The sequence below is a fragment of the Mesorhizobium sp. M0968 genome, assembly GCF_040319065.1.
Classification (GTDB): Bacteria; Pseudomonadota; Alphaproteobacteria; order Rhizobiales; family Rhizobiaceae; genus Mesorhizobium.
Map to the genome: position 1 here is coordinate 19,238 of NZ_JAMYNL010000033.1, position 26,523 is coordinate 45,760.

Sequence of the window (26,523 nt, forward strand, 5' to 3'; positions counted from 1 at the left end):
CAACTGCGCTGACAATGCCACGTGGCGACTAGCAATTAGCTTTGCCTGAATTCATTCGAATAGACCCGACGCCGATGGTGCAGTGTCCAAGTGAGGATTGCTCGTGGCTTGTTCTCTAAGATCTAGAAGCACGGAAAGTCTGGCGCTCTTCGGCGGAGAGCCAGCCGTGTCCGTTCAGCATGGTCGAGAATGGCCGTGGGTTTCTCCTCAGGCGATGGATCGAGTCAACGACCTCATGAAGCAAGGCCACCTGTTCGAGTTCGACCGTGGACCTGTTGTTACCGAGCTTGAGCAGGCGATGAGTTCGTATTTTCAGGTACCTTATGTTGTAGCAACATCATCGGGGACATCGGCCCTACATTCTGCTTTCGTTGCATTGAACATCGCGCCGGGCGACGAAGTCATCGTTCCTACGTATACATTTCATGCAACGGCGACACCGCTCTTTCTGTGCGGTGCCACTCCCGTGCTCTGCGATAGCGAAGCCGAAACCGGCAATATCGACGTGATCGATATTGAGGCGCGAATAACAGAGCGAACACGGGCAATTGTCGTTACACATATGTGGGGTCACCCGGCCGAGATGGACGCCATCATCACCGTGGCAAGACGTCGAGGTCTTCCTGTTGTTGAGGATGCCGCGCATGCCGTGGGATCTTGGTATTGCGGTCGTCGGGTCGGCTCCCTGGCCGACATTGGCATCGTTAGCCTCGGGGGCGCAAAAATGGTGACTGGTGGTATGGGAGGCGCCCTGTTGACCAATAGTCGAGAATATTATGAGCGCGCCGTCGTCCTTGGTCACTCGCATGAACGATCACGCAGAAGCAATCTACGCGAGCCTTATCACGCCTTGGCCGAATCTGGCTTTGGGGCCAACTACCGGATCACGGTATTGGCGGCGGCGATCTGTATCGAGCAGTTTAAGGATGTCGAAGAGCGCATTGCCGTTAAGACGGCAAACTTCAATGCAATTTCGGAACTCTTGAAAAGCACAGAGGTCTTTCGCACACCGGTGTGCCGACCGAACACTACCCGGGGAGGCTGGTATGGCTACAAGGCCTTCTTTCTTCCAGAAAATGTCCGCGGAGTATCGTTGGATCGATTGATCACGGCACTTAAGGCAGAAGGCTTGAAGGTATCAAAACCGACGACCAAGCCCCTGCATGCCTCGCAAGCTTTTTGCGGTTCGGCGATCGAACTTGCCCAATATGATTCGGTGGCACATCCGCGGGCTGAATTGAAATCGGGAGATTTTCCGGTTGCAAGGCGCCTGTACGAGACCGTGATTGGCTTCACAGACGCCTACTTTCATGAAAGCTGCCCTGACGTACTTGAGATGTACTCGGTAGGCATCCAAAAGGTGATGAAAAACATAGACAGACTTCGCGACAGCCGGTCATGAGCGATTTTTTTTCAACCACATTTCGCGATGCGCAGCTAGTATCTCGCGATTTGCAAGCCGATGAAGAGGTGGCCTACGTCGAAAACACTCTCGGCCCAGGCTCCTACGACATACTGGATCTTGGGTGCGGTCTCGGTCGGCATTGTATCCGTCTAGCGAAGCATGGCCACAGAGTTGTAGGCCTGGACATTAACGAAGACTATCTCAGAATCGGAAAAGCTGCTGCTTCCCAGGCAAATGTCAGTGTTGAGTGGCTCGTTTCCGATGATCGCAGTTTAGACCATCAAGATCGCTTCGATGCGGTTTTGAGCTTTTATTCGACTTTCGGCTATCACTCAGACGCAGAAAATGTTGATGTTCTTAGGCGTATAGCTTCCGCACTGCATCGAGGTGGGTATCTCTTTCTAGAAGTACTGAACCGCGATTTTCCCCCATATGGCGATGGCTACATACGGCAAGAGTCGTTCGGCGCGGCAACAATATTTAAAAATCACCATCTACGGGCAAGCGACAGTCGGCTAGAAATGGAGTGGATACATGTGTCAGCGCAAGGTGGAATTGAGACGCTGAAATTTGATTTCAGATTGTATTCGCTTCATGAAATACTATATTTACTTACGTTGGTCAAGATGTCTCCGATTTTTGTTGGTTCCGGGATCAACGAGCGTGAGTTCAAGATACACGGCAAGAAATTATTCGTCACTGCAGTAAAGCTGTAGCCGCCGGCAATAGGGAGCAACGCATTGGATATCGCGTTTCTTGGCATAGACGGAATCGGCAAAAGCACGCTTATTAATTCTCTTGTTCCAATTCTGCACAGTCGTGGGTATAGTCCAAAAGTAGTCACGTGGCGACGTGCAATGAGAGAATCTGACAACCCGTTCGTTAGAGACACGCTGCGTGACTTGTATGTTGGCACATTTCGCACGATGTTCGGTTGGGCAGACAGGGAGCGCAGCGAAGCAGAGATTTGGAAACTATTTCCAAGCGAGAGCCAAGTTTTCATTGACACAGGCGTAGAAAATACGCTTGGTAACCTCTCTCTCACAAGCAACGCAACAGCTGGTCTCCTTGCGACCGCGCTGGTTGAGCTGGCTGGCAATTTCTTCCTCAAGCACAATGAAATAGACCGATCGAAGACAGGTCACGATATTATTATACAGGAGACCTTCGGGTACAAACACATAGTAAAGGAGCTGCTGATCGCTCGAGAAATAATTGGCGAGAACGAGGAATCATTCGCGGCATCGATTGTGCAAAACTTTCTAGACTTGGCTGAGCGATGCTTCATGGCGTGGCTTCAGCCTACCTACGGATTCTTTGTGCGCGGTAGTCCGCAGCTGGCTTACGAGTGGCGGCTAAAGCAATCTGGACGAGTTGGAGTGATTGAGGACTTTGGGCTTGCCAGTCAGCACGGCAGGGACTCTTTTGTAAATCTTCAGACTGCTTGCGATGGGATCTTTGCCGGATACGCGGCGAAATGCGGTTGGCCAGTTATTGAGATGCAGGATCGCCCAGTTGAACAGAACATTCGTCACGCCAATGACGTTATCTTGACCACAATTGGGGCTTAAGACCTCTGGGCGGCGGTGGCTGCTATGCGCTACTCCGAGTAGGGGCGAAGCTCTATATAATCACAACGTTCATATACGGATCGTAGCTTGCCTACTCGAATGCATCCCGGCAGCTTCGCCGATCAGCGCCTGGACATCGGCATGGAGATCGCCCCAGGAAATCGCGAGATCCGCTATTTCTCCTGAGTTAATATTGTGCAACGCACCGGACAGCATCGTCAATTCCAGGAAAGCAAGAGTAGACGGCGGCAATTGCGTTGAGGTGCGAACAGCTGCTATTTGCGTGAGTATGTTGGACAGTGGAAAGTGTTCGTCATCTGAGCGATCTGCCCTCTCTGCTGTAGATAACATTAACGCTTCACATAGCTCTCTATATGCGGGTGAGCGACCAAGAGCGTTAAATATTCGCGTGCAGAGGTAATAAGTACGAGGGGCCTCCTTTTGAAGGACATACATTGCCCACTTCAATTTTAATAAGCGAAAGGTGGTCGCAGCGCACGCTAGGAGAACGCAAGACTGTATCGATTGGTTCAGGGCGAATAATCGTTGTATTGTATCCCCGTCGACAAGTTTCTTCGCACAGCTCGCGGCAATTTCTAAATAGAATGAGGTGATGTCAGCGCTCAATACCGCGCTTTGATTGCGTTCAAATGCTTGGCGGCAGATAGTGTGCCCTCCCACAATGGGGATTCCGCTTGCTAGATTGCTAAGTACCCTAAGTTGAATAAGATCGAGGGTATCTAAACCTAAAAGAAATTCCACCATTGACAGGTCTAAGTACGTAACAGAAATATCCGCAATATACTCCAGGTCACCTCTCATCTTAAAGGGCGAGATTACAGCGATATCTATGTCCGACGAGTGTTCAGACCAACCCCGTGCGGTAGACCCGATCACGATCGCACATTCTTGAGACGCGTCAAGTTGCCAACTTGCCGCTATCCTCCGCGCTCGATCGAGGCGCTCCGTTCGCTCAAGTTCACGCATCGCTCCAGCCTCGTAGACGAAGCGACTGCTGCCTTGCTCCCGGAAACCAGGCAGGCCTGGTTAACCTGCAATTTTTGAGGAGTTCGCCTCTAGCGAAGATTGAGCTGCCGAGGACGAAACGTCAAGCTTAAGAAAGTTGGTGTTATCTTTTGCAGCCTGCTGTCCCAACAGCAATTCCCGAGCTTTGCTCCAGTTTGCTTGGTCGAATTCTGGCAGTCCTGCGGCTTGCAAATAAGCGCGAACGGCGACCGCTGCATGCATCATAGTCATCAAAATATCCTCTCGCAAGAGTGAGCCCGTTTAGCACCGACAATATATGACCTTAACCTTAGTATAAGCAAGAGGTATTGGGCGGACCGAGAGCTAGAGTTCCAGAGCTGATAGCATCTCGACGCGCCTTCCCGCCCGTCGATCTCTAGCAGGTGCTGCCGCCGCGAGTCCGATGGTCAGCTGATCGATGTTGTCGAATTCCTCGATCTGGCTGCTTCGATCCGCATGATTTATTAAAGAGGGTGTGGCAGTTCGAACGCGAAATCAAGCACGTTGAGTATCGAACTGTTCCAATTGATAGTCGAAAGTGAACGCGCCGCAATCTGACTGAACTTGCATCGCGAGCCGGTCAAAGCCCGGCAAGCGGCGGCCACGAGCCGGCGCGACCGCAGATAGTGTGAACATCTGCGCGGTCAGATTTCCGACCGCGCAGTGTCCGACGGTCAGGCCGCCTTTTCGAGCAACGCCTTCGCCTTTCCTTCCAGCTTAAGACGGCTGTCCTGATGGGGTTTGGTCCTAGCGCGCGCGGTCATGCCCTGCACGAAATCGAAGATGCTTTCAGGTGGCCTGCCTTCCTCATGCAAAACCGCTTCGATGATCTTGCCGGTTTCTGCCTTGGAGAATCCGCGCTTGCGCAGAAAGTTTTCGCGGTCGTCATCGCTGCGGGCGACGATCTTCTCGCGACCGGCCTTGATGCCCGCGATGAACGGCGCGGGCGAAGAATTGGCGAAGCTGGTCAAGGCAGGTGCTGCCTCGTGGGCAAAACGCTGTGCGGCGAATTTCGAATGCGGGATGCTGATTTCCTCGAACCCTTCGACACCCCAAAGGTTGCGGTTCATGCACACGGCGGAGGTAAAAGCTGGCTATCCCGAGGGTCTTGCTGCCGACTTCGCTATTCCAGCAATAGAAGCCTCGGAAATACAAATCCGGCTCTCCATTCGGAAGGCGTCCAGCTTCGATGGGGTGGGTATCGTCCACCAGAAACAGGAACACGTCACGGTCGCTCGCGTAAAGCGTGGTGGTGTCCTTGGTGACGTCTATCAATGGGTTATGCGTCATCGTCGCCCAATCCAGCATGCCGGGCACTTTCCACATGGTGTCGCCAGTGCCATTGCCTGCGATCTTCACGACGGCGGCGACAAGTTCTCGATCCCAGATGCGGCCATAGTCCGGGCCGGTGACAGCGCGAAGTTCGACGCGTCCGTCCTCCGCCTCAAGGGTTTTCACTAGCTCGGCGCGGTGATTGAGCAAGCCATGCTGCAGATTGATACCTGCCAACGGAGCGGGAAGCTGCCGCATATAGTTTGCGGGTGCACCGACAAGGCTGCATAGCTGACCGAAGCTCCAATGTGTGGGCGCGATTGGCTGCCCCCGTCCTGGAACGATAACCGCTAGCCGTTCGGCATTCTCACGGCTTGCCTCGACGCGGATCGCGCGGCTCTCCACGGTGCGGGCTGTGGCGCGGTCCGCGCGGGCTCGCACGGCATCATAAAGCTCAGTCAGCGAGAGATAGCGCTCGTCGTCAGGACGCGAAAACCATTCCGACGACACGCGACCGATGCGCTCGCCGCGGGAGATATCCACGCGAAAGCCATTTGAAGCCGGCTGCTGCCGGCTGCTGTCGGTGCCTTTGGTGTTTGTGATCATGTTCATTGTGGTCACTCCTTTTTCCGTCATTGCCGAAGGCATGTCGCCCGGCATGCCTTCCGGGGGCGCGTGAGCGCGCGGGAGTGATGGGGGCCAATGCCGACGCGCGGACCCGGACTGCGCGGTCGAGCGGGGCGGATGGAAATGATCGTGAGGCTTGCCTTAGTCGGCCGCCTTGCGAGCCGGCGGTCCTGCTCTGCACAGACGGCAATGGCGGGGAAGAGAGGGGAAAGTCTCCTCGCTTCCCAACGGATCGGCAAGGTTATCCGCAGCCGATCGAAACGATGAAAGCTAAGCTTCGCTGTACAATATTGCCACGGGATATGGATTGTCGGAAGGAAACGGATTATTTGCCCGATCGGGGGATGGAAAATCACACGTCTTTAATGCGCGTGACCTGCCACTGAACTTTCATCCAGTGGCGATTAGAGTCCGGCCGTTTCTGTTACGCCGTATGGCGCGGTTTGAGCAACCGGCGGAGACGCGAAGCCTTCATTTAGCGCAGCGTCGGAGCCGGTTGCGGCGAGGGTTCCGGCGAAGGCCGCCGGGGTCTGGTAGCCGAGCGAGGAATGCGGCCTCGCGGTGTTGTACAACACGACGAGAGAACGCCCACGGGACCGAGGAACGCAAGTTTCTTTATCCATGGCATCCCTGGGCCGGGCGTTGTGTTCACGTTCATGAGGTGATCGAGAAGGCTGACCGGGAGGTTTTCCGCTGCAGTCTCTCTGGCCACGCCTCCGATCGGTGGCTGGAGGTTCCGGCCTGGATGTTTGATCGCGCGGTCTGCACCGCGTGGCGCATTGCCGCTGCCCCACATGTCGATCCCAGAACGCTTGGCGTCTTGGTGACACTGCTGCAGGACGCGACGGCCAATTCCCACACCCCATCGCAATTGGAGGTTTCGGGCGCAGCATCGGATCCTCACGACGCGAATCGGGGAGAGGTCCATGCCGCGCCAGCCCACGACATATCAGTTCGATCTGTTCTCCAACCCGCACGATGCGGAGACCGCGCAGATGCCACCATGGCAGGCGCTGCCGGAAGAGACGCGCCTGACGCTGACAAAGCTGATGGTGTGCCTGATCCTCGACCACGTCGACGGCGAGCGCGCCGTTCCACGGGAGGAGGCACGCCATGATGCATGAGAAGATCCGGCCCCACCATCTGGAGCGAAAGGCGATCCTTTATGTGCGGCAGTCCTCGGCCCATCAGGTTCTGCACAATCGTGAGAGCAGCGCCCTGCAGTATGCGATGCGCGATCGCCTGGTCGCGCTCGGCTGGTCTTGCATCGAGACGGTCGATGACGATCTCGGCCGCTCTGCTGCTGGCGGTGTCGCGCGAGCGGGCTTCGATCGGATGGTCGCAGCAGTCTGTCTCGGCAAGGTTGGGGCGGTTGCGGCGCGGGAGGTATCGCGCTTCGCCCGCAACAGCCGCGACTGGCAGCAGCTCATCGAGATGTGCCGCGTCGTCGATACCGTGCTGATCGACCAGGAGACGGTCTACGCACCGCGCCAGGGCAATGACCGGCTGCTGCTGGGATTGAAGGGCAGTCTCAACGAGTATGAGCTCGATCTTCTGCGTCAGCGCTCCTTGTCGGCCCGCTATGAGAAGGCCCGGCGCGGTGAACTCGTCGTCGCTTCCCCGGTCGGCTTCGTGAAGGTCGGCGACCGGCTGGAGAAGGATCCCGACCATCGCATGCAGGAGGCCATCACCCTTGTGTTTGACAAGGTGGCGGAACTCGGCAGTGCCCGCCAGGCCCTGCTCTGGTTCCTCGAACATGGGCTGGATTTGCCTGCCAAGCGCAACAATGGCGATGTGGTCTGGCGCAGGCCAAGCTATGCGACCATCCACCGAATGATCGAGAACCCGATCTACGGCGGCGCCTACGCCTATGGTAAGACTCGTGCTGCGTCGGGATATGATGCAACAGCCATTCGTTCGCGCAGCCGCCGTAAGGCGCGTGATGAATGGCTGGCGCTGATCCCGGGTGCACACGAAGGCTACGTCAGCTGGGAAAGGGCGGAAGCGATCCGCAAGATGGTGAGCGACAACGTGCCCACGAGCCGGCATCACGGGGCGCCCAAGCATGGCGACGCTCTGCTCGCCGGCCTTGTCCGCTGCCGGCGCTGCGGCCGCAAGCTGACGGTCCGCTACACGGGAACCAAGCACAACATTCCGCGCTATTCCTGCTGGCGTGGTCTGCTTGACAATGGCGAGCCGCGTTGCATCGCCTTCGGTGGACTACGCGTCGACGACGCCATCGAGGAAGCTCTTCTGCGGGTTGTCGAGCCGGCAGCGATAGCCGCGGCCGTCGAGGCCGAAGCGCAAGCGGCCAGTCGCCGCGATCAGGTCCGCGATGCTCTGATGCGCGATCGCGAGGCGGCACGCTACAACGCCGATCGGGCGTTCCGGCAATACGACGCCATCGATCCGCAGAACCGGCTGGTCGCGGCGGAACTGGAGTTGCGATGGAACCGGGCGCTTACGCGTGTCGGCGAGATCGAGAGCAGGATTGCCGCGCATGATGCCTCGACATCGGAGCCATCACTTCTGTCGCCAATACACGTCACCGCGCTCGCCGCCGATCTCAAGGCTGTATGGGCGGCGCCGACGACGGATGCAAGGCTCAAGAAGCGCATCGTTCGCACCGTCATCCGGGAGGTGGTCGCCGATATCGATGACGAAGCGTCAGAGATCGTTCTTCTGATCCATTGGGTTGGCGGCGTCCATACTGAACTGCGCCTGCCGAAGCGGCGCCGTGGACAGCGCAACAGCACGTCCGGCGATATCATCGCGGCCGTCCGCCAACTGGTGCTCATCGCCAATGATGATCTGATTGCTGGCATCCTCAACCGCAATGGACTGGTGACCGGCCACGGCAATCGATGGACACGCGAACGGGTCACCGCGCACAGGTCGCATCATAAGATCCCTGTCTTCCGGCCAGCGGCGGACGGCAAAGAGCCATGGCTTAACCTGAACAAGGCGGCGCGCCTTCTCGGCGTTGCACCGAAGACCCTCAGGCTCGCCGCCGAGGCGGGCGAGATCGAAGGCGTTCATCCTCTGCCGGATGGTCCATGGGTCTTCAGCCGATCAACGCTTGGCGAACCTGCGGCACAGCGCATCGTTCATCGCGCGCGGCAAAACCCAAAATACCCCACGGGATCGCATCCAGATCAGCAAAACCTATTCACTTCAACGACATAGACAGATGGGTGTTATGAAACAGGATTGTAGTCCTGCCTCCATTCGGCAATGGCACTGCGGGCGTGGTCGAGGCCGAAGAACAGGCTCTCGTTCAACAGCTCGTCGCGCATTCGGCCGTTGAAGGATTCGACGTAGCCATTTTGCATCGGCTTGCCCGGCGCGATGTAGTGCCATTCGACGCGATGATCCTTCGACCAGGCGAGGATGGCGTTCGAGGTGAACTCTGTGCCGTGGTCGGAAACGATCATGTCCGGCTTGCCGCGCCGGGCGATCAGGTCAGTCAGTTCCCGAGTAACGCGCCGACCGGAGATCGACGTGTCCGGGATCGCGGCAAGGCATTCGCGCGTCACGTCGTCGACGATGTTCAGCACCCGAAACCGCCGCCCGCAGGCGAACTGGTCATGGACGAAGTCCAGCGACCAGCGCGCGTTCGGCTTCGCCTCAACCAGGATCGGCGCCCGCGTGCCGACCGCTCGCCGCCGTGCCCGGCGCTTGCGCACCGTCAGTCCTTCCTCGCGGTAAAGACGATAGATACGGTTGACCCCTGATGGCTCGCCCTGGCGCCTGAGCAGAATGAACAGCCGTCGATAGCCAAAGCGGCGGCGCTCGTTGGCGAGGTCGCGTAACCTTGTGCGCAGTTCCGCTGGAAAGGCTTCCTGTAATTTCCTGATCTTTTGCGCAACCAACACAACGGTGCTGGTTGCATATGTACAGCTCTGGGACGCTGAGGCCGTGGTGCCGGATCCGCACGACCGTGCTTGGAAGCCAATCCGCGTCGGCGCTATCGACACGGTGTTTCTGCTCGATTCGATCCGCGTGCCACCACCGTTGGCAGTTGATGGCGCGCCGTTGATCGATGCCTGGAATGGCGGCCTTGAATGTTCGCTGTTTGGGGGCGATTGGCAAAAGCCAATTGCGTTCCAGTATGCGCGGGTGTTGGCCGACGCCGGCATGCCTGATTTGTGCGTCGGTGGCGGCATGCGCGGCGCGGCCGACATAATCGAGGCGATCATGTTGGGCGCAACAACCGTCCAGGTCGCAACGCAAATCGTCATCCAGGGCTACGACTGGATCGCGCGGACCAATGACAAGCTCGAGCAGCTCCTTGAGCAGTCGGGCGCTGCCGACTTGTCGACACTGCGCGGCCATGCCCTGCGTGTACGCAACCATGATGCTCCCGAAACCGTTCGACCTGTGCGCGCCGTTGTCGACCCCGCCAAATGCGATCCCTGCGGCGTTTGCACCAAGCTTGTTTTCTGCGCCTTCATCAAAAGCCAGGCCAGCCGCGTGCCGGTAATCAGTGACGCCTGCTACGGGTGCGGTCTGTGCGCCGAACTCTGTCCTCAGCCAGGCGCAATCCGCATGGAGGCGGCGTGACATGGCGCTCGTCTCACACAAATATCAGTTGCTTGGTTTGGCGTCGGCGGCAAGCCTCTTGGAGCTCGGACCGATCGCGGCCCTGCTAAATTTGGGTGGAAGTATTACAACCCTGCTGGCTGCCGGGCTAGCCTACCAGGTCGGGAATGCCTTCCCGATCTCGGCGCACACCGGACGGTCGACGCTTGCCCTCGTGGCAACCATAGCTGTGGTGTTGCTATTGGTCTTGCAAATAGCAACACCGGGCTGGTTTGTAGCCCTCGCCGTATCGAGTTGGGCCCTCCAGTCTGTTCGCCGTGCCATTGCTGCTGGCGATGATGGTGACCGGCCAACGACGGCGCAGAAACGCCTGGCGCGCGTTTGCGGGTTCGTGCTGAGCACTCTGCTGCCGATGCCTGCCTCGATGCTCAGTGTACTGGCTTTGCTTGCGGCTGCCGTTCCCGCAATGTCGGTCATGAGGAAGCGGTCGCCTCGGCGCCCGCTCCTGCCGGAGCATTCCTTGGAATGGACAATGCTCATCCATCAAACGCACTATTTCGCGTACGCCTATGCAGTTCCGGCTTTGGTGGCGCGTCCAGGACTTGGCGGCATCCCGTTTGTCGGGGTCTGGTTCGCACTTGGTTGGATTAGTTATCTCTCCGCCGAAATGCTCTGGCAAAGATTCCCACCGAGACCAGTCTTCATTCTCGGCCATCTCTCCCTGACGGTCGTGCTGTTGGTGCTGTCGGCTTTGAGCGACGCGCCGTGGGCCGCCATGGTGTTTTGGGTTCTATCGGGATTTGGCGGTGGCACAGTCTATTGCCTGACCCTTTTGCACAAGCGGGAGGGCCTTTCCCATGTACGCCTGGAGCGGGCCGAAGATGGCGGCCATCTGACTGGTGTGACGCTCGCTATTGGGGGCGTCAGCCTGTTTGGATGGAGTGCCGGCACCCTTCCTGCTGTCGGCGCGGTTTGTGCCCTGGCGGCAGCGCTCACCATGATTGCGATGCTTCGCTTTGGTTCCAAGAGTACGGCATCACACAGCGGAACTCAGGGAGCTACCCATGCGCGTCAATGAGATCGTATGCAAGTCCATGCTGGTGGCCAGCAAGCTGCCTGCAAGCGACTATGTCGTGAACCCATACACTGGATGCAGCTTTGCGTGTGCCTACTGCTATGCCTCGTTCATGGGGCGTTTCGTGGGCGAATCAAACGACGCTTGGGGTGACTATCTTTCGGTGAAGAAAAACGCAGTCGAAGTCTTCCGCGCTGATCTGAATCGCCTGCCAACAAAGAGGCGCAACTCGACGATCCTGATGAGTTCCGTCACAGATGCCTGGCAAGGCCCAGAGAAAAAATACCGGCTAGCGCGGGGCATTCTGGAAGTTTTGCGCGACAACGATTACCCCGGCATGCTGAGCATTTTGACCAAGAGTCCGCTGGTACTTCGCGACACAGACGTGATCGCCTCGCTCAACGCCAAGGAGGTTGGCATCACGATTACAACGACAGACGACGCGATTGGTCGATTCATGGAAGCTCACGCTCCACCTGCCTCGGAGCGGCTTAGCACGCTCACGGCGCTCAACCTGACAGGAATTCCTACCTACGCCTTCATTGGACCCCTGTTCCCGCATTACCGCCATCGTCAAGACCTGCTCGAAGATCTCTTTCGTGGAATCCGCGACGCTGGCACGACCACGCTCTTCGTGGAACACCTCAACACGTCGTCCTACATCCTGGCGCGCATCGATCCGCTTGTGGCCAACGCCGAACCAGAAGTCCAATCAATCTATCGGGCCGCTCGAACGCATGAGCACCGTGCCGTGCTCTCTGATATGGTGATGAACCTGGTAAGCAAATACGGCCTGGAACTCAGACTGGGGCGCACGCTAGATCATAATCGAGACAAAAAGGCGGGTGCCGGTCAGCCGCCTCTGCGAGAAGGGTCAGCGTCAACATAGCATGTCGGCGCGCGACGAACGCACAGAACAACGGCGGTGGGTCTGCCGACGGCTGCGATGATTGCTGTAATCCTCGCCAGTCACCACCGTTACGTTTTTCATCGGAGCCAAAACCCTTTAGGTCTCGGAGCATTGAAGTGAGCGCCCTTTCACCGAGTAGGGGCTTGTGACCTACGGCATGAAGCTTCGGAACGGCGTGGTCTTAAATGGCGAGGTTCGTCTCTCCATTCAGTCTTGAGGCGTTGCGACAGAAAGCTTGCCTCAAGATCGCACCGAATGGAACTGGTGTGAAGATTAGCTGACAAACCCCCGAGGCGACCGGGAGCGATCCTTTTCGTCTATCTCGGCGCCGGCAACCGTCGGCGCTCTAAGCTCCCTGCGCGTCCGCAACAGCGGACAATTGTCGCGCGTAGGACGGAGGAAATTCGCCCCCGCCGCGGGCGGTGAACGGGACAGCCGTAGGAGCGTCAGCATAGCGCCGGCCGCAGGACGGGACGCGGGACCGACTGTCCCCGCCGGCGGCGGTCCGCATGCTTTGCGCCAGGATGGAAGCTGACCGGCCAAAATCGCGCGCAGTTCCGCTTATCGACAATCCGGCCGCTGATCGGCGACGATGCGATAGGATTGGCCGGTACCAGCGCCGTGTTAGCCTGAAGAAATCGATCAGGTGCACCCTTTCCAGCTCCTCTCAATTGCGTGGCAGCTTGTGAATTTCCAGCCGGACCGGCCCGCCCCTGTCACAACTCGTGCAAAAAAGCGCTCGCTCGACCGAACTGAACAGAGCGCCATTTCCATAGCGCTCGATGAGCCCGGCTGGCTTCACCGTTGCATGGTGGGAACAGGATCTGCACCAGGCACGCAACACGTGCCATTCGCGAAGATCTCCGAGTGCCACATCGAGGCCCGCATGAACGCTGCCGTCGATGATGGCCTGTGGCGGGATCTTCACCTCGCCTGGTGTCAGGATTTTCTCCATCACATGCCGGCTGTTGTAGTGGATCAGCAGCATGCCCGGCCGGCGCCGGATGGCGGCCTGCCAGGCCGCCTGGCTCACAGTTGAATCGGGAGAACGCGAAATGGTTTCTGCCAAAGCCTGCTCCTCGCGATCCCAGACTTCGATCCGAAAATTGTCTTCCGCTGTTTTCGCCATAGCTTCGCCGGCCGGCGCGATTGACGCCGAGCCATGGTCCTTTGTTGCTCCAGATCATGCTGAAATAAGGAACATATTCCTCTCTCGTCAAGGGCACGCCTGACTCTTTGTTCTTATTTTGTTCATATTGGCAAAATTGGGCCACGGGAGGCGAGCCCATGGAACTTCGCTTAAATTGAGAACGCAAACACCTCAGGAGCTCGCTCGCGGCATCGTGGCAGCCGAAGCAGCGTTGCACGCCGGCATCACGGCTGTGCAAGGTCGCCGGTTGGCATTCAACGATCTTTCTTTCGCGCCTCACGCAGTCGGAACGCGGCGCATTCGAGATCGTCGCCAGTAAACTCATCAGGGAATTTCTCGACGGCTGCCTCAATCGTCCAATCAAGCAGATTGAGCTTGTGAAGGCGTTTGAAGCCGCTCTGGATGTCGCCGCTTCGGACGAGCTTCGATATGGCGGGGATAGTGCCTAGCTGTTGACGCATCCCTATGAAGACAGTTGGGACGTATCGTTTCTCGCGCCCTTTCTGGATCGTTTCGTCAATGAACGCTTCGAGTGCTAGGCTTGCCTTGCGCATACCGCATTCCCATGCTTTCCGGTAAGCATATATGACCAAACGCATGGTCGATCAAAGCCATTTGGAAATGGGCATATTACAAGCCGGGCAACTTTATTTTGCTGGGCCGCGTCTTGGAAGCTACCTCGGGTCCCTCGCAGTCACTGTGGTGGGCAAGAAAGGCTTGCTGGCCAGGGGCAAAGGGAGGACCGCATGAGCGACATCGCGAAGATCCTGGGACTGATCGAGAACTGCAATGATCCCGAAAAGCTGAGATCGTGGATCAGGAACGCCCGGGACAAGGGTGAGCCGGGCGTCGCCGACGCCGCATTCCGCAAGCTGGTTTCGGTCCTGCCCAAGGAGAAGCCGGGGACCGTGGAGCATGATTTCTGGCAGACGATACATGCCTTCGAGCATGTCCTGTCCGAAGAGCGGGGAAAGACGACCCGGCTCGCACGCACAAGGCAGAAAGTCGCAAGGGCGGGAGTGGTCCAGACCCTTCAAGACTGGGCCACGAGCGCCAAGAGCACCGACGGCTTTGACATGCTGCTGGAGCGGAACATGCCGGAGCTGACCGGCGAAGCGATCGTCCTGCGGCACGCGCCGCAGTTTGGCGCCGAGGTCGTCGCGGCGGCCAGGCGCAGGCTGGAGGCAGCGGATATCGATATTGCCACGCTTCCCGGCGCCACGCCTGCCGGATGACCGTCCGCAAGAAGGGCGACCGTCTGAAGCTGCCGCCGATCGTGGCGGGCGAGTGGCGCGGCGAGATCGTAGCCCCGGCCAGCGTCAACTTCGGCCAGGTGGTCCAGCCGGGCCCGCCCCGCCAGTCGGTCGAGTTCACCTATGTCATTCTCCCCGCCACGCTCATCATGCCGGACGCGGCGTTCCGGTGGCCGGGCATTGTCATGATCATGGCGCCCACGCCCTTGAAGACGGAGTTCCCTGACGCGGGCACGCTCTTCCCGGCCGATCGCCTTCCGTCGCTGAGCCTCTCCCTCCAAGTCACCAGGGCGCAGTTTTCGGACATGCTGCCTCGCATCGAAGCGCGGCGGTTCAAAGACTTTTATTTCACCGTGGAGGAGGCAAGCGAGGGTTCCTGGCCTGTGCGCAGCTGGGGCATGGGAACCATAACAGCCTAGCGCGCCGGCTCCGCCCCCATTCCATCTGTCTCGGCGATGGCCGGGTGCGCCTGCAGCGGCGCGGCCATGATCGCCATCCCGGCCGCCTTGACAGGTGCGGTGTCGAGCACCTGGACATTCTTGCTCGTGGCTGCCTTTCAACGGCCATGACCGCGCCACTGCGATACGGCTATGGATCGGCCAAATCGGCCATTTCCAGGTAGCGGCAGAAGCCGTTGGCGAGCTGCATCTGGCGCGGCGTCCGGCATTCCGGCTCGAACACGTCCGGATTGGCCACGAGAATGCACAGTGCCTTGGCACGGGAGGTGGCCACGTTGAGCCGGTTCGCGCTGTAGAGGAACTCCATGCCACGCGGGGCGTCGGCATAACTGGAGGTCGTGATGGAATAGATCACGATGGGCGCCTCCTGCCCCTGGAACTTGTCAACCGTCCCTACCCGCGCGCCGGGGAGGCGCGCCTGTATTTCGAAGACCTGCGCGTTGTAGGGCGCGATAACCAGGATGTCGTTCGGGGTGAGCGACGCCGCGTTGCCCTCGCGGTCGCGCCAACGTGCGCCCGAAGCGAGGATCCCGGTCACAATATTGCGGATACGGTCGGCTTCCTCCGGGCTGGAGTTCTGGTTGCCACTGTGCTGCACCGCGACATAGCGCAGGCCGCTCCCGCCAAGCGGGCCGCCCATCAGGATGGCCTGGTTCTCGAGACCGGGACGGGGAAGGAGGCGGCTTTCGTAGAACAGCTCGGAGGTGAACCGGCAGATGTCGGGGTGGAGGCGCCAGGTCTGGTCGAGGAACAGGCCCTCGTCCTCGGCGATGGTCTGCCGTCCGCCGAGAAGGTGGTCGAGGGCCGAGACCTCCGTGCCCTCGGGGTGCGAGCCCTGCATCGGCTGCTCAAGCTGCTGCGGATCGCCAAGCAGGACAAGGCTGGCTGCGGCCGGCGATATGGCAATCACGTTGGCGAGCGACATCTGCGCGGCCTCATCCACGAACAGCACGTCGACGAGGCCAGCTGCATCGGGCCGGGCCCACAGGAACCCCGTGCCGCCGAGGACGCGGTAGCCGCTTGCAAAGGCGCCGAGGGCCTCGGGGTTCTTCGTGGTGAAGGTGAGGTGCGGGACATCGTCTTCCGCATCCGTGACCTTGTGCAGGCACTGCAGGTCGAAGTCTGCCTTCGCTGCCTCCTCGGCGGCCTTCGCGAGCAGGTTGCGAATGACCTTGTGGCTGTTGGCGGTCACCCCGACGCGAAGGCCGGCCCTGACCAGCGCAAGGATCGCGTAGGCGCCGGTATGGGTCTTGCCCGCGCCAGGCGGTCCCTGGATGGCGAGCGCGCCCTGCAAGGCCGGCACGAGGCGGCAGGCCGCATCGACCGGGCTCTCGCCCGGCTGGCGCAGCGCCGCGCCGCCGGCATCGGGCGGCCGCCGCAGCAGCAGATCGCGCGCCGCCTTGTAGGCACCGGGATCGCCTATGCCATGACCGGCCACGTACTCGCCGATCTGCACCAGGGACTCGGCCAGGACAGCCGTGTCGATGTAGGTATGGGCGAAGATCGCTTCGGGGTGAAAACCGGCAGTGTCGCCCCGCTTCTTGATGTCGATGAAGCGATGTTCCAGGTCGACGCCCTCGACTTTGCCGAAACGCTCGCCGCCGACGCTGCGCAAATCCTCCCCGCCGCGAAATTCCGCATCCTGCGGGGGAAATCGATAGCGGTGGATAGGGGCCTTGGCGGTTCCGCCCACGGTATCCACGAACTCGAGGCCGGCAATGCCTGCCCGCTCGTCCTCCAGCTCGTCCGCTGACAGCGCCGCCAGCCGGAAATATTCCCACCAGGTCGCCTTCTCTTCCCGGCGATGCCAGTCGAGCACGTTCGCCAGCACGTAGTGCGCCTGTTGCTCGGCGCTGCGCTCCGCGGAGTCAACCGGAATGCCATCGGTCAGCACGGCCACGACTGCATCGATCCGCGCCTGCCAGGCTGTAATATCCGGGGGAGCGTCCTCACCAGGCGGAGCGGGCCGGGGAATATCCACGCCTGAGGCGACCGCGCCAGTCCGCAGGCCCTCCAGCCAGTCCCGAAGCCGCTCCGTCGAGACACAGTCATCTTGGTTGTAGCCCGTCACGACGGCCCGATCATCCGCATTGATCCCGCCTGCATCCCCGAGCTCTAGACGGGCCTGGACCCTACTCAAGGAGTAATTGGCATCGGGCAGCGACACCGCGCGCATGAATTCGTAGAGCGGCTCCAGCTTCTTGATGGAATAGCTCTCGACGCTGGCGCGGATGGCGTGGCGGACCACCGCGTAAAGATCGACCAGGACCTGCCCGCGCAGCAGAGCGTCGATCTCTTCCTCGCGCGTGGCGTAGCGCCCCATCAGGCGTTTTAGCGCGCCCACCTCATAGGCCGCGTAGTGATAAATGTGCATGCCGGGATGGTGCGCTCGCCGCTCGATCACGAAATCGACGAAGCGTTCGAAGGCGGCCTTTTCATCGGCCGGCGTGAGACACCAGTCGGCGACGTAGGTGAGCGCGCCCTCCGCGTCCTTGAAGGCATAGCCGAAGAGATATTCAAGGCCGCCTTCGCCGACGAAGGGGTCGCCTTCGAGATCGAAGAAAATGTCGCCGTCGTCCGGCAGCGGCAGGCGACACAGGCCAAAGCCCGGTTCTATCGGCAGCGCTTCATGGAGCACCTGCCCGGCCGCGCGCCCCGCGACCTGGATCCGGGCCTGCTCCCGGATGCGATTGTAGGACGAAGCGGCGCCGCGCTCCGGCTTCCACGGCAGCGGAAGGGGGAGCTCGGCCAGCGCAGTCATGGTGGCCACGTCGTGGCCGGCGAGCTCGCCGCGCTGCACGGCCGTGATCCCGGCCACAAGGGAGAGGTGATCGTCCTGGTGGCGCTGGTCGTCGCATCGGCCGCGCCAGCGGCAGATATCGCAATGAGCGACCGGCTCCGGGTAGGTGCCGCCGTTTCCGTTCAAGGACGCGACGAAGCGTTCGCGGACATTGCGGTAGTAGGCGGCATAGTCGCTGACCCGAAACCCCTCCGCCTCGAAGCCGGTAAGGGGCGCGACAACGTAGGCATGTTCTGGCACGAGGCCCTGCACCTGCCCGACGAGGTCAGAATAGAGGCAGAGCTGCAGCACCGTCCCGCCCTTGGTTTCGCGGGCGAGCTTGGTGTCGACGACTTCATAGGACCATTCGCCGAGATCGCTTGGCGTCTCGACGCGCCGGAGGATGTCGGCCCGGCCCGTGAAGGGCGACGCGCGCAGCGCCGCCTGCACGACGATCTGCGCGCCGGAGCGCATCACCTCGATCGTGGCGGCCACCGAGCTGTCATCGATGCCCTTGCCCTCGATGACCGCGACTGTAAGGCCGGACGCGCGCAGGTGATCGACATAGGCCGCCTCGTGCGCGGCGCCGCGCTGCTGCAGGATCTCGAGCAGTGGGTCCCAGATCTTCGGCTTTTCGAGCGCGCCGTCCGCCACCTGGAGGTCAAGCGCCGTCAGGTGGCCGCAGTTCAAGTGGCCGACCAGGTCAGAGGCGCTAAGCTGTAATTGGGAGCCGATTCTCAGCATAGACAAAGTCTACGCAGATTGGCGGCAGCCCGGCAATTCGGCTGATCTCGCCGCCTTGTGCCTACGCCGCCGGATTTGAGGTATTGTCTTCCATCGTTCCCCGCGGGCGCCGACATACTCATGGCCGATGTGCTGCGCCTTGTCGATCGGTTCGATGTCTCGCGGAATATCCCGCCCGACTTTGGTTGAGGCACATGCCGATCAGATAGCACATTTCGCTGCCGGCAAACCAAGCAAGACCCGCGCCAAGCTGACAGTCGCGAAACGCGCTCTTCCGCACTTATCGATTTGGCGAGATGTCAGCCCTTGGCGCCACCGCGACTCCGCGCGTTCCCCCGCGTCACCTTGGCTTATCTCGTGACCCCGGACTGGCTTAATGTCAGAATTTCAGCATATCGCGTGTCTAGAAATCTTGCAGTTGAGTGGGGGTCGAATGTCCTCTTACCATCGACATATATGTTCTCCAAAAGCTCATGAACCGCTACTACTACCAGGTTGGTTAGGATAACATCGGCAAGTTCCTCATTTGAGGCCGCCGATTTGAAGGCGTCCGTGCGCACATAGTGCACGTTCCGTTTCTGCCCCGTTACGCGATCTGGAGCGGAATAGAGTATGGACAAGTCGGCTGCGTCTCTGCTTGCGAATAATGCTTCCATTCTCATTTGCCAAGGGTAGTGGCTGGCGATGCTGAATGTTCGCAGCAACTCTTCAAGTCGCGGACTAAGCGGCGCGCCTTTCCCGCCAATTCGCACCGAGTTTGGGAGAGCATTTAGTAGAACATCCGACACGCCGAGTGATTCAAAACGCTTCTGAAACACGGCCGACCAGCCCAACGGGCGCATTTCCTCCGCGGTCGATTCAAAAAGGAAACGCCGAAGGTCAATAAGCTCGAAGAAGGGCTGGTGCTCCCTCAAGAGATCATACGCGCTCACTCGCTTCGGTCCAAAGATCTGACCATCCTCAGGATTTCCAACAAAAGTTATTAGCAGCCCGCCGGGTCTTAATGCCGACCATACGAGCTCCATGTATTTGCGCAGTGAGGTCCGTCTAGAGGAATGGTACACGCCACTATCGAATACAACATCGAAGCGTCTACTGTCGTTTGCATAACCGAAGGCGTCCGCCACCTCGAATTCCACGTAAACCCCGGCATCTGCGGCCGCAGATCTAGCCACTCCAATAGCGCTCTCAACAAAGTCAATCGCCGTAACCTCATGGCCCTGTTGCGCCATCGCAATCGCGTTGGCGCCGGTGCCGCAACCAATCTCCAAAATGCGCGATGCCCCAAGATTAAGGTCTTGAAGGCGGCTCAATAGCTCCGGAGTCGGCATTCGGGTATCCCATGCGCAATTGCCGCTGAGATAGGCACCTTCCCACTCGACCTGAGATGTCTGCGTGCTCACCACGTCACCTCGCAAAAAGATCCGCTTGCTAGTCGTCGCAATGATCCATCCTCACACAGATGAATGCACCGAGAGAGTGTTGCAAACGCGACCATTGCCAAACTCTAGAAGATGGTCTTAGCTAATACAAGAAGCCTGGAAATCGCTTGACGCAAACGGTCTTATCGACTGCGAGACAATATGAACCAGTTCAAAGGTGCTCACTGCTCTGAGCTAGCCGCCGGGCTTTGGCTCGCCCCTATACTTTCAACAGAGCAGTGCGAAAGCATTATTCGTGAGTTGCGAGTTTGCGAGGGTTGGACTCCCGCGACCGTTGTGTCTCCCACAGGGGAGAGGGTTGTTAAGGAGGAGTTTCGCCACTGTGAGGTTCTTGCCGCAACTCGAACGGCTGCGTATCACCAGGCAATTTCTGGCGCGATCGTCCAAGCTGCGGCTATACTTCCTCTTCGCTTGAGCGTAGTTAAGATGTCCCCCACAACCATAGTCCGGTACAACGCGGGAGGATTCTATCAGGAGCATCGTGACTCGGGGCCGACCTTGGATCGTATTTACAGCTTCGTGACTTATCTAAACGGGGATTTTACTGGTGGCTCGACAGTGTTCCCCGACCGGGGAATGCTGGTGAAGGCGACTCCAGGCCATGCCGTTGTTTTCCCTTCTGACGAGCTTCACAAAGGCGATACGGTGACCAGCGGGACCAAATTTATTGCCACCACATGGCTTCTATCAGGCTAGCTCTCAGTATCGAACGGCTACATGGGCGTTGTTGTGCCGCGCCGTAGACAACTCAGTCAAAATTTGGGCGTTGAACGCCGCAAACTCTAGCTGATAAATTTCATTTGCGAGATGCGGGTTGTCCACGCCACCAGCCTCTTTCATGACTAGCGCCGTGTATATGATATGATTGATCTCGTCTCGAATTAACGTGTCTGTCAAACGTTTGGCCTGATCGCTGTGTTGCGAGGGCACATACATCATCACCCACCTTTGCATGAGCGACAAATGAACTCTGTTCTTCACTTCGCCGATGTTGATGCGAATTGCCTCAGACATTATGTCCGCCTTGGACAACAGAGGGTCTGCTCGCCCCGAAAAGATCGATTTCTGCCGCTGCTCTAAAAGCCTTCGCTGCTCTCTGTCGTGTATATGGTCGGGGAACACGCACTCCAACAGATCAAGGAAGCAAAGGGAGTGACGGGCCTCATCATGAGCATGCTTCAACACGGCGGATTCGGCTCTCGGAATGACGACAGAGACCGAGGACGCCAGTGCAATCAGCCGCTCAGCACCGTCTGCTTCTTCGTGTGCATAGGTGACAAAGGACATCGCCAAACGTTCCGGATCAGCCGCAAAGCGATCATATTCTTCAGCATACCAACCCTCGCCGTACGGCGGAGGCGATCTCAGGCACGATTTCCTCAAGCACCCAAGAAAGACCCCCAGCGTCTCAGAGTTCTTTAATGAAAGAGCTCGCACAGTGTCGTCGTATAGAGAATTGCCCACAATCTTCTGGTCACCCGGGCGGACCCGGTGGCCAGTTATGTGCAAACGGCGACTTAAATTCTTGCTGCACGCCTGTGATGGTCAACTTACCATCCCTCACATACCCTTTTACGGTGACAATGGCGCCCTGAGCCATCTTGAGCTTTTCGATGTCTTGCGGCGAGATGCTAAATTCGACTGGTTGACTTTCATCGGGCATATCTGTCCCTCATTGCGAAAGTGCTTTAAAGTCGCTCGGATTAGGCGCGGAGGCGACGCGATCCAGTTTATTCAGATGCGGACATTTATCAAGCGGCAATGGTGCATTGGGCCCAGAATGGCGCGAAAAGTGGCGTATCCGAGATTGAGGAGTAGAAAATGCCCTCAAGCTATACCTTCGGGCTAGACTGTGGCCGTATTTGAAGGGTCATGCATCTGAGTTGCAAGTGCGTACGCAAGAGTAGATCGCCCCAGGGATAGAGCGCGATGCCGTCGATCTGGCCTCGAAATGAGCCGTGGTGAACATCCGCTATGGGCGGTGCGTTCAACGGATCGCAGCGACACACTCGGCGAACTTTTCGTAAGCGCCAAGCTGACCCCATCTGGCGCGGCTTGAGGTGATGAGCGAGACATACTGACACTGAAGCAAGGAGCCGAGGAGCTTGCAGTGTCAATTTCTATGTCTGCGCCTATGCCTGATGATAGAAGTTTCCATGTTCTTGAAGCGGTTGCCAACCGACTGGAGGCAAGCCCGCAGCGTCCGCGCCGGCGCTGGTCGGCGGAAGCGAAGTCGCGGCTGATCGAGGCGACACTGAAGCCGGGCGCGAATGTATCGGCCATTGCCAGACAAGCGGGGATGGCGCCGGCCCAGCTGTTCGGCTGGCGGAGCAAGGCGATCAAGAGCGGTGCGGTCACGCCACACAGGGATGCGGAGCGGCTCGGCTTTGTCGAGGTCACGCCGACAGCGTCTGCGTCGGTGGAGATCGAGCTGGGTGGCGTGGTCATTCGCGCCGGTGCCGATATCAATGAGGAGCAGCTGGTGCGGATTATCCGGGCGGTTCGCCAGGCATGATCCCGGCTGGCGTGAAGGTGTTGGTCGCCAGTCATCCCGTCGATTTTAGAAAAGGTCCCGACGGCCTTTTGGCACTGGTGCGCGATGCCGGCTCGGATCCGTTCAACGGCGCACTTTATGTATTCCGCGCCAAAAGAGCGGACAGGATCAAGATCGTCTGGTGGGACGGCAGCGGCGTGTGTCTTTATGCCAAGCGGCTGGATGAGGCGAAGTTCTGCTGGCCGCGGATCGGCCACCACCGGGTCCAGCTCAATCATGCTCAGCTCATGGCTCTGGTTGACGGAATGGACTGGAAACGGGTTCGAACGGAGACCGTCAGGCGGCCGCAATCGGTTGGGTAAAACCCTGCGGCATGATGAATCAGGGGCCTGAAAACGCGGGAAAATTGCCCGCGAATATGCTCTGATTTTGGCCATGTCGGCACCCGATCTCGCGCTCCCGGACGACGTTGACGCGCTCAAGGCGATGGTTGTTGCCATGGCCGAAAAAGCCGCCGGTCTGGAAGAGCGTAATGCCGATCTCGAAGCCCACAATACGCATCTCGAGTTGGTCAACAAGAGCGCCGAGGAGCGGATCGCACGACTGACGGCGGTGGTGAAGATGCTGGAGCGGTCGCGCTTCGGCAGCCGCTCCGAAAGGTTGCGGGCCGGTGCGCTGAGCGAGGAGCAGTACGCTCTGGTCTTCGACGAGATCGAAACCGGCGTGGCGGCCATCCAAGCGCAGATGGAGAAGTCTGCGGGCGGCTCGAAAGCGAAGCGCGCCCCGCGCCCTCGCAAAGGCTTTGCGGCCCATCTCGAACGGGTCGAGGTGGTTATCGAGCCCGAAACGCCTGCTGGCTGCGAAGCGCTGGAAAAGATCCTCGGCGAAGTTCCGGGTGATCGTCACGCGTCGCCCCAAATATGCCTACAAGGGTTGGGACGGCGTCATCCAGGCAGCCGCGCCCGCCCGCATCATCGAAAGCGGCATTCCGACCGAAGCGCTGCTGGCGCAGATCGCAGTGTCGAAATACGCCGATGGCCTGCCGCTCTACCGCCAAGAAGCGATCTATGCCCGCGATCAGGTCGAGATCGACCGGTCACAGATGGCGCAGTGGATGGGCAAGCTCGGCTTCGAGCTCGAGCCGCTCGCCGATTACGCACTGGCTCGCATCAAGCAGGGGGAGCGGGTCTTCGCCGATGAGACCACGCTGCCAACGCTGGCGCCGGGATCTGGCAAGGCCAAGACGGCCTACCTCTGGACCTATGTCCGCGATGATCGGCCCTTTGGCGGCAGTGGACCGCCCATCGTCGCCTACCGCTTCGAGGACAGCCGCGCCGGCGAATGTGTCGCCCGTCATCTGGACGGCTATCGCGGCATCCTGCAAGTCGACGGATACGCCGCCTATAACCGGCTGGCCCGATCCGATCGGGGCAATGACGGCGTGATGCTGGCGGCGTGCTGGTCGCACGTGCGGCGCAAGTTCTACGAACTGCATGCCGCAGGCTCCTCCGTTATCGCCTCGCAGACGGTGGCGCAGATGGCCCCACTGTGGGCCGCCGAGGAGGCCGTACGCGGCCAGGACCCGGCAGTACGGATTACTGCGCGTCAGGAGAAATCCGCCGCCATCGTTGCCGCTCTCTTTGCGCTGTGGGAAAAGGAGCTGCCCAAGCTGTCGGGAAAATCGAAGCCCGCCGAGGCGATCCGCTATGCGCTCGGCCGGCGTGGCGCGCTCGAGCGCTTCCTCACCGACGGCCGCATCGAAATCGACTCCAACACCGTCGAGCGCGCCATCCGGCCGCAGACAATTACCCGAAAGAACAGCCTCTTCGCGGGCAGCGACGGCGGCGGACGGACATGGGCCACCATCGCAACCCTGCTGACCACCGCCAAGATGAATCAGGTCGATCCACACGCCTGGCTCACCCTGACCCTCGAGCGCATTGCCAATGGCTGGCCAAACAGCGATATCGACGCCCTCATGCCATGGAATTACCAGCGCTGAACGGTCTCAGCTGCCCGCTTACAACTTTTCAGCTGAGTTTGATTGAGCAATGTCCTTCGCGACCTCACATTGAGCTGTCGTGCGATCGCGCTGAGCTTGGCCTGACCGTGTAGGGATAGAGTACCCATCCGGTGAAGACCGCAGACGTGCGCATCCGGCAGCCAGGAGAACCTGAGCACCGGAGTGCTGGGGTCAAGCTTTCGATGGGGAGACGCGATGATATTCTTCGAGGAGGAGTTTGACCTCCTCGATGCCTTCATCGGTGAAGGCCAAGATTCCGTCGTCATCGTTGGCGCCGTACACCCAGATGACGCCGTCCTCGGGCTCGAGACCGAGGGTCAGGTCCTGGATGAGCGCTTCGCTGACATCGAGGTCCCTGGCGACACGTTCGACGGTGTAGACGTGATGCACCTTATTGCGCTGCATGATCAGGCCGCCGCTGATTGGGTCCGCAGTTGTGCGGATCTCCAATTCCACGGCAGCAAATCATCGATCCGCTGTGCTGGGTGGGCTGCGATGCGCGCCAGGATATCGGCGAGCCAGGCCTGAGGGTCGATGTCGTTCAACTTGGCGCTGGCGATCAGGCTGTAGAGAACGGCAGCGCGCTGTCCGCCGCGATCGGAACCGCAGAACAGCCAGGACTTTCTGCCGAGAGCGATGCCGCGCAGGGCTCGCTCGGCTGCATTGTTCGATAGGCAGATCCGCCCATCGTCGAGGAACCGGGTGAAGGATGACCAGCGGCGCAGCATGTAGTTGAAGGCCTTGGTCAGATCGTGTCCGCGAGAGAGCTTGTCGCGCGTCTCGATCATCCAGCGCTCGAGCTCGGTGACCAGCGGCACGCTCCGCTCTTGGCGTACGGTGTGGCGTTGGCCTGGCGACAGGCCGTTAATCTCGCGTTCGATATCGAACAGGGCATCGATGCGCTTCACGGCTTCAACCGCTAGCGGATAGACCAGGTTGGGCTTCTCGCTGCGCGCCTTCTTGCGCGCCGCCGCTTCGATATCGGCCAGCTCGAACACTTTGCGCCGGCTGTGGGCCCAGCAGCTGGCTTCCAGAATAGGTGCCGGCTGACGGCCCGTCGCATAGAGATCGCCATAACCGCCATAGGCATCGGCCTGCAGAATGCCGCTCCAGCCGGCGAGATGCGCCGCGGGATGTTCGCCTCGACGATCGCGGGAATAATAGAACACCGCCGCCGGCGGATCGGCGCCGCCAAAAGGTCGGTCATCGCGCACATAGGTCCATAATCGGCCGGTATCGGTCTTGCCCTTGGCCAGGACCGGCACCGTCGTATCGTCGCCGTGCAGACGTGACGCGGCCAGCACATGGGCTTCGAGTCGCTTGAACAGCGGCATCAGCGCCGCGGCGGCGGCGCCGACCTGGTCGGCGAGCGTCGACAGGCTGAACGGCACGCCTTCGCGGGCATAGCGTTCAGCCTGGCGGTTGAGCGGCTGATGCTGGCCGAACTTCTCGAACAGGATCATCGCCAGCAGGCCGGGACCGGCCCAGCCGCGTGGGGTGGCGTGGAAGGGCGCCGGAGCCTGGCTGATCGCTTCGCAGTCGCGGCAGGTGAACTTCTCCCGCACGTGCTGGATCACTTTCCATTGCCGCGGCACCACCTCCAGGGTCTCGGTGATATCCTCACCCAGCCAGCGCAGCCGATGGCCGCCGCAGCAATGGCAAGCGGTCGGCGCCGGCTCGACGACGCGTTCGCGCGGCAGATGCTCGGGAAATGGCTGGCGCGCCGGTCGCTTGCGCATGTAAGGCGCCACC

The 26,523-nt window shown here is 59.7% G+C and carries 23 protein-coding genes and 3 pseudogenes; 14 read left to right on the forward strand and 12 right to left on the reverse strand.

The genetic code is table 11. The annotated features are described in order from the left end of the window. The first annotated feature begins 166 nt into the window (after positions 1-166). Genes NKH67_RS30025 through NKH67_RS30035 form a run of 3 tightly spaced genes read left to right on the forward strand, consistent with a single transcriptional unit; the run spans position 167 to position 2,976 of the window. Positions 167-1,402, forward strand: a complete 1,236-nt coding sequence (locus NKH67_RS30025; protein WP_352474542.1) for a DegT/DnrJ/EryC1/StrS family aminotransferase — start codon at positions 167-169, stop codon at positions 1,400-1,402. Next, a complete protein-coding gene (locus NKH67_RS30030) occupies positions 1,399-2,121 on the forward strand; it encodes a class I SAM-dependent methyltransferase (protein WP_352474540.1) in 723 nt (240 codons plus the stop codon). Before NKH67_RS30025 ends, NKH67_RS30030 begins: the two co-directional genes overlap by 4 nt. A 24-nt stretch (positions 2,122-2,145) precedes the next feature. Beyond that, complete coding sequence (locus NKH67_RS30035) at positions 2,146-2,976, forward strand: hypothetical protein (protein WP_352474538.1); 831 nt, start codon at positions 2,146-2,148, stop codon at positions 2,974-2,976. A 69-nt stretch (positions 2,977-3,045) separates the two neighbouring features. On the opposite strand, the gene NKH67_RS30040 is transcribed toward NKH67_RS30035, so the two are convergent. The 3 genes and pseudogenes from NKH67_RS30040 to NKH67_RS30050 all read right to left on the reverse strand — a co-directional run bounded on the left by NKH67_RS30040 (position 3,046) and on the right by NKH67_RS30050 (position 5,880). Continuing rightward, the gene (locus NKH67_RS30040) at positions 3,046-3,963 is read right to left on the reverse strand and encodes a nucleotidyltransferase domain-containing protein (RefSeq protein ID WP_353032474.1); all 918 of its coding nucleotides are present in this window, start codon (positions 3,961-3,963) and stop codon (positions 3,046-3,048) included. A 60-nt stretch (positions 3,964-4,023) separates the two neighbouring features. Then, positions 4,024-4,233, reverse strand: coding sequence for a hypothetical protein (locus NKH67_RS30045; protein WP_352474536.1), 210 nt, complete (start codon positions 4,231-4,233; stop codon positions 4,024-4,026). Between the two features lie 443 nt (positions 4,234-4,676). Further along, positions 4,677-5,880, reverse strand: a pseudogene (locus NKH67_RS30050) (DUF932 domain-containing protein). Between the two features lie 947 nt (positions 5,881-6,827). Between NKH67_RS30050 and NKH67_RS30060 the strand changes: the two are divergent. Together NKH67_RS30060 and NKH67_RS30065 are read left to right on the forward strand one after the other, a co-directional pair. Next, a complete protein-coding gene (locus NKH67_RS30060) occupies positions 6,828-7,025 on the forward strand; it encodes a hypothetical protein (RefSeq protein WP_353032476.1) in 198 nt (65 codons plus the stop codon). After that, entirely contained in the window at positions 7,015-9,087 is a 2,073-nt protein-coding gene (locus NKH67_RS30065; protein WP_353032478.1) for a recombinase family protein, read from the forward strand. Before NKH67_RS30060 ends, NKH67_RS30065 begins: the two co-directional genes overlap by 11 nt. A 23-nt stretch (positions 9,088-9,110) precedes the next feature. Here the strand turns inward: NKH67_RS30065 and NKH67_RS30070 are convergent. Then, a pseudogene (locus NKH67_RS30070) lies at positions 9,111-9,878 on the reverse strand (IS3 family transposase); the annotation flags it as partial. Here NKH67_RS30070 and NKH67_RS30075 point away from each other — a divergent pair. Genes NKH67_RS30075 through NKH67_RS30085 form a run of 3 tightly spaced genes read left to right on the forward strand, consistent with a single transcriptional unit; the run spans position 9,781 to position 12,407 of the window. Further along, positions 9,781-10,464, forward strand: coding sequence for a hypothetical protein (locus NKH67_RS30075; RefSeq protein WP_352474915.1), 684 nt, complete (start codon positions 9,781-9,783; stop codon positions 10,462-10,464). The pseudogene NKH67_RS30070 and the gene NKH67_RS30075 overlap by 98 nt on opposite strands. A 1-nt stretch (position 10,465) precedes the next feature. Next, complete coding sequence (locus NKH67_RS30080; RefSeq protein ID WP_353032480.1) at positions 10,466-11,521, forward strand: hypothetical protein; 1,056 nt, start codon at positions 10,466-10,468, stop codon at positions 11,519-11,521. Beyond that, complete coding sequence (locus NKH67_RS30085) at positions 11,508-12,407, forward strand: SPL family radical SAM protein (protein ID WP_352474902.1); 900 nt, start codon at positions 11,508-11,510, stop codon at positions 12,405-12,407. Before NKH67_RS30080 ends, NKH67_RS30085 begins: the two co-directional genes overlap by 14 nt. Positions 12,408-13,095: 688 nt before the next feature. Here NKH67_RS30085 and NKH67_RS30090 read toward each other — a convergent pair. Together NKH67_RS30090 and NKH67_RS30095 are read right to left on the reverse strand one after the other, a co-directional pair. Next, complete coding sequence (locus tag NKH67_RS30090) at positions 13,096-13,557, reverse strand: hypothetical protein (RefSeq protein ID WP_353032482.1); 462 nt, start codon at positions 13,555-13,557, stop codon at positions 13,096-13,098. 275 nt (positions 13,558-13,832) lie between these two features. After that, positions 13,833-14,132, reverse strand: a complete 300-nt coding sequence (locus NKH67_RS30095; RefSeq protein ID WP_352474906.1) for a hypothetical protein — start codon at positions 14,130-14,132, stop codon at positions 13,833-13,835. A gap of 192 nt (positions 14,133-14,324) precedes the next feature. Here NKH67_RS30095 and NKH67_RS30100 point away from each other — a divergent pair, with 192 nt between their 5' ends. Together NKH67_RS30100 and NKH67_RS30105 are read left to right on the forward strand one after the other, a co-directional pair. Further along, on the forward strand, positions 14,325-14,813 hold the full coding sequence (locus NKH67_RS30100) for a hypothetical protein (protein ID WP_352474908.1): 489 nt from the start codon (positions 14,325-14,327) through the stop codon (positions 14,811-14,813). Beyond that, the gene (locus tag NKH67_RS30105) at positions 14,810-15,250 is read left to right on the forward strand and encodes a hypothetical protein (protein ID WP_353032485.1); all 441 of its coding nucleotides are present in this window, start codon (positions 14,810-14,812) and stop codon (positions 15,248-15,250) included. The genes NKH67_RS30100 and NKH67_RS30105 overlap by 4 nt, the downstream gene beginning before the upstream one ends. Positions 15,251-15,419: 169 nt before the next feature. Here NKH67_RS30105 and NKH67_RS30110 read toward each other — a convergent pair whose 3' ends face one another. After that, on the reverse strand, positions 15,420-18,812 hold the full coding sequence (locus tag NKH67_RS30110; RefSeq protein WP_353032487.1) for a TM0106 family RecB-like putative nuclease: 3,393 nt from the start codon (positions 18,810-18,812) through the stop codon (positions 15,420-15,422). A 350-nt stretch (positions 18,813-19,162) separates the two neighbouring features. After that, on the reverse strand, positions 19,163-20,215 hold the full coding sequence (locus NKH67_RS30115) for a class I SAM-dependent methyltransferase (RefSeq protein ID WP_352474911.1): 1,053 nt from the start codon (positions 20,213-20,215) through the stop codon (positions 19,163-19,165). 465 nt (positions 20,216-20,680) lie between these two features. Here NKH67_RS30115 and NKH67_RS30120 point away from each other — a divergent pair, with 465 nt between their 5' ends. Then, positions 20,681-20,950, forward strand: coding sequence for a 2OG-Fe(II) oxygenase (locus tag NKH67_RS30120; protein ID WP_352474914.1), 270 nt, complete (start codon positions 20,681-20,683; stop codon positions 20,948-20,950). Between the two features lie 3 nt (positions 20,951-20,953). Here the strand turns inward: NKH67_RS30120 and NKH67_RS30125 are convergent, their stop codons facing one another. Next, the gene (locus NKH67_RS30125) at positions 20,954-21,541 is read right to left on the reverse strand and encodes a hypothetical protein (protein WP_352474912.1); all 588 of its coding nucleotides are present in this window, start codon (positions 21,539-21,541) and stop codon (positions 20,954-20,956) included. Positions 21,542-21,728: 187 nt separating this feature from the next. Further along, the gene (locus tag NKH67_RS30130) at positions 21,729-21,917 is read right to left on the reverse strand and encodes a hypothetical protein (protein ID WP_352460891.1); all 189 of its coding nucleotides are present in this window, start codon (positions 21,915-21,917) and stop codon (positions 21,729-21,731) included. Between the two features lie 471 nt (positions 21,918-22,388). On the opposite strand from NKH67_RS30130, the gene NKH67_RS30135 reads away from it, so the two are divergent. The 3 genes and pseudogenes from NKH67_RS30135 to tnpC (NKH67_RS30145) all read left to right on the forward strand — a co-directional run bounded on the left by NKH67_RS30135 (position 22,389) and on the right by tnpC (NKH67_RS30145) (position 24,750). Next, positions 22,389-22,769, forward strand: coding sequence for a transposase (locus NKH67_RS30135; RefSeq protein ID WP_245274633.1), 381 nt, complete (start codon positions 22,389-22,391; stop codon positions 22,767-22,769). Continuing rightward, the gene (tnpB, locus tag NKH67_RS30140) at positions 22,766-23,110 is read left to right on the forward strand and encodes an IS66 family insertion sequence element accessory protein TnpB (RefSeq protein WP_023675163.1); all 345 of its coding nucleotides are present in this window, start codon (positions 22,766-22,768) and stop codon (positions 23,108-23,110) included. The genes NKH67_RS30135 and tnpB overlap by 4 nt, the downstream gene beginning before the upstream one ends. Before the next feature lie 73 nt (positions 23,111-23,183). Continuing rightward, positions 23,184-24,750: pseudogene (gene tnpC / locus NKH67_RS30145) on the forward strand (IS66 family transposase). 192 nt (positions 24,751-24,942) lie between these two features. Here tnpC (NKH67_RS30145) and NKH67_RS30150 read toward each other — a convergent pair. Next, on the reverse strand, positions 24,943-25,176 hold the full coding sequence (locus NKH67_RS30150; RefSeq protein ID WP_353032490.1) for a hypothetical protein: 234 nt from the start codon (positions 25,174-25,176) through the stop codon (positions 24,943-24,945). 2 nt (positions 25,177-25,178) lie between these two features. Next, positions 25,179-26,523: IS66 family transposase (gene tnpC, locus NKH67_RS30155; protein WP_353032492.1), on the reverse strand; the 1,345-nt coding region annotated here is incomplete at its 5' end.

Excerpts from the sequence above, each read along its gene's own strand:
- NKH67_RS30120 (WP_352474914.1), top strand. The coding sequence starts at position 20,681 with ATGTCCCCCACAACCATAGTCCGGTACAACGCGGGAGGATTCTATCAG.
- tnpB (WP_023675163.1), top strand. The coding sequence starts at position 22,766 with ATGATCCCGGCTGGCGTGAAGGTGTTGGTCGCCAGTCATCCCGTCGAT.
- NKH67_RS30130 (WP_352460891.1), bottom strand. The coding sequence starts at position 21,917 with ATGCCCGATGAAAGTCAACCAGTCGAATTTAGCATCTCGCCGCAAGAC.
- NKH67_RS30125 (WP_352474912.1), bottom strand. The coding sequence starts at position 21,541 with ATGTCCTTTGTCACCTATGCACACGAAGAAGCAGACGGTGCTGAGCGG.
- NKH67_RS30030 (WP_352474540.1), top strand. The coding sequence starts at position 1,399 with ATGAGCGATTTTTTTTCAACCACATTTCGCGATGCGCAGCTAGTATCT.
- NKH67_RS30110 (WP_353032487.1), bottom strand. The coding sequence starts at position 18,812 with ATGCTGAGAATCGGCTCCCAATTACAGCTTAGCGCCTCTGACCTGGTC.
- NKH67_RS30080 (WP_353032480.1), top strand. The coding sequence starts at position 10,466 with ATGGCGCTCGTCTCACACAAATATCAGTTGCTTGGTTTGGCGTCGGCG.
- NKH67_RS30040 (WP_353032474.1), bottom strand. The coding sequence starts at position 3,963 with ATGCGTGAACTTGAGCGAACGGAGCGCCTCGATCGAGCGCGGAGGATA.
- NKH67_RS30045 (WP_352474536.1), bottom strand. The coding sequence starts at position 4,233 with ATGACTATGATGCATGCAGCGGTCGCCGTTCGCGCTTATTTGCAAGCC.
- NKH67_RS30095 (WP_352474906.1), bottom strand. The coding sequence starts at position 14,132 with ATGCGCAAGGCAAGCCTAGCACTCGAAGCGTTCATTGACGAAACGATC.
- NKH67_RS30135 (WP_245274633.1), top strand. The coding sequence starts at position 22,389 with ATGCCTGATGATAGAAGTTTCCATGTTCTTGAAGCGGTTGCCAACCGA.
- NKH67_RS30100 (WP_352474908.1), top strand. The coding sequence starts at position 14,325 with ATGAGCGACATCGCGAAGATCCTGGGACTGATCGAGAACTGCAATGAT.
- NKH67_RS30060 (WP_353032476.1), top strand. The coding sequence starts at position 6,828 with ATGCCGCGCCAGCCCACGACATATCAGTTCGATCTGTTCTCCAACCCG.
- NKH67_RS30150 (WP_353032490.1), bottom strand. The coding sequence starts at position 25,176 with ATGCAGCGCAATAAGGTGCATCACGTCTACACCGTCGAACGTGTCGCC.
- NKH67_RS30105 (WP_353032485.1), top strand. The coding sequence starts at position 14,810 with ATGACCGTCCGCAAGAAGGGCGACCGTCTGAAGCTGCCGCCGATCGTG.
- NKH67_RS30090 (WP_353032482.1), bottom strand. The coding sequence starts at position 13,557 with ATGGCGAAAACAGCGGAAGACAATTTTCGGATCGAAGTCTGGGATCGC.
- NKH67_RS30065 (WP_353032478.1), top strand. The coding sequence starts at position 7,015 with ATGATGCATGAGAAGATCCGGCCCCACCATCTGGAGCGAAAGGCGATC.
- NKH67_RS30085 (WP_352474902.1), top strand. The coding sequence starts at position 11,508 with ATGCGCGTCAATGAGATCGTATGCAAGTCCATGCTGGTGGCCAGCAAG.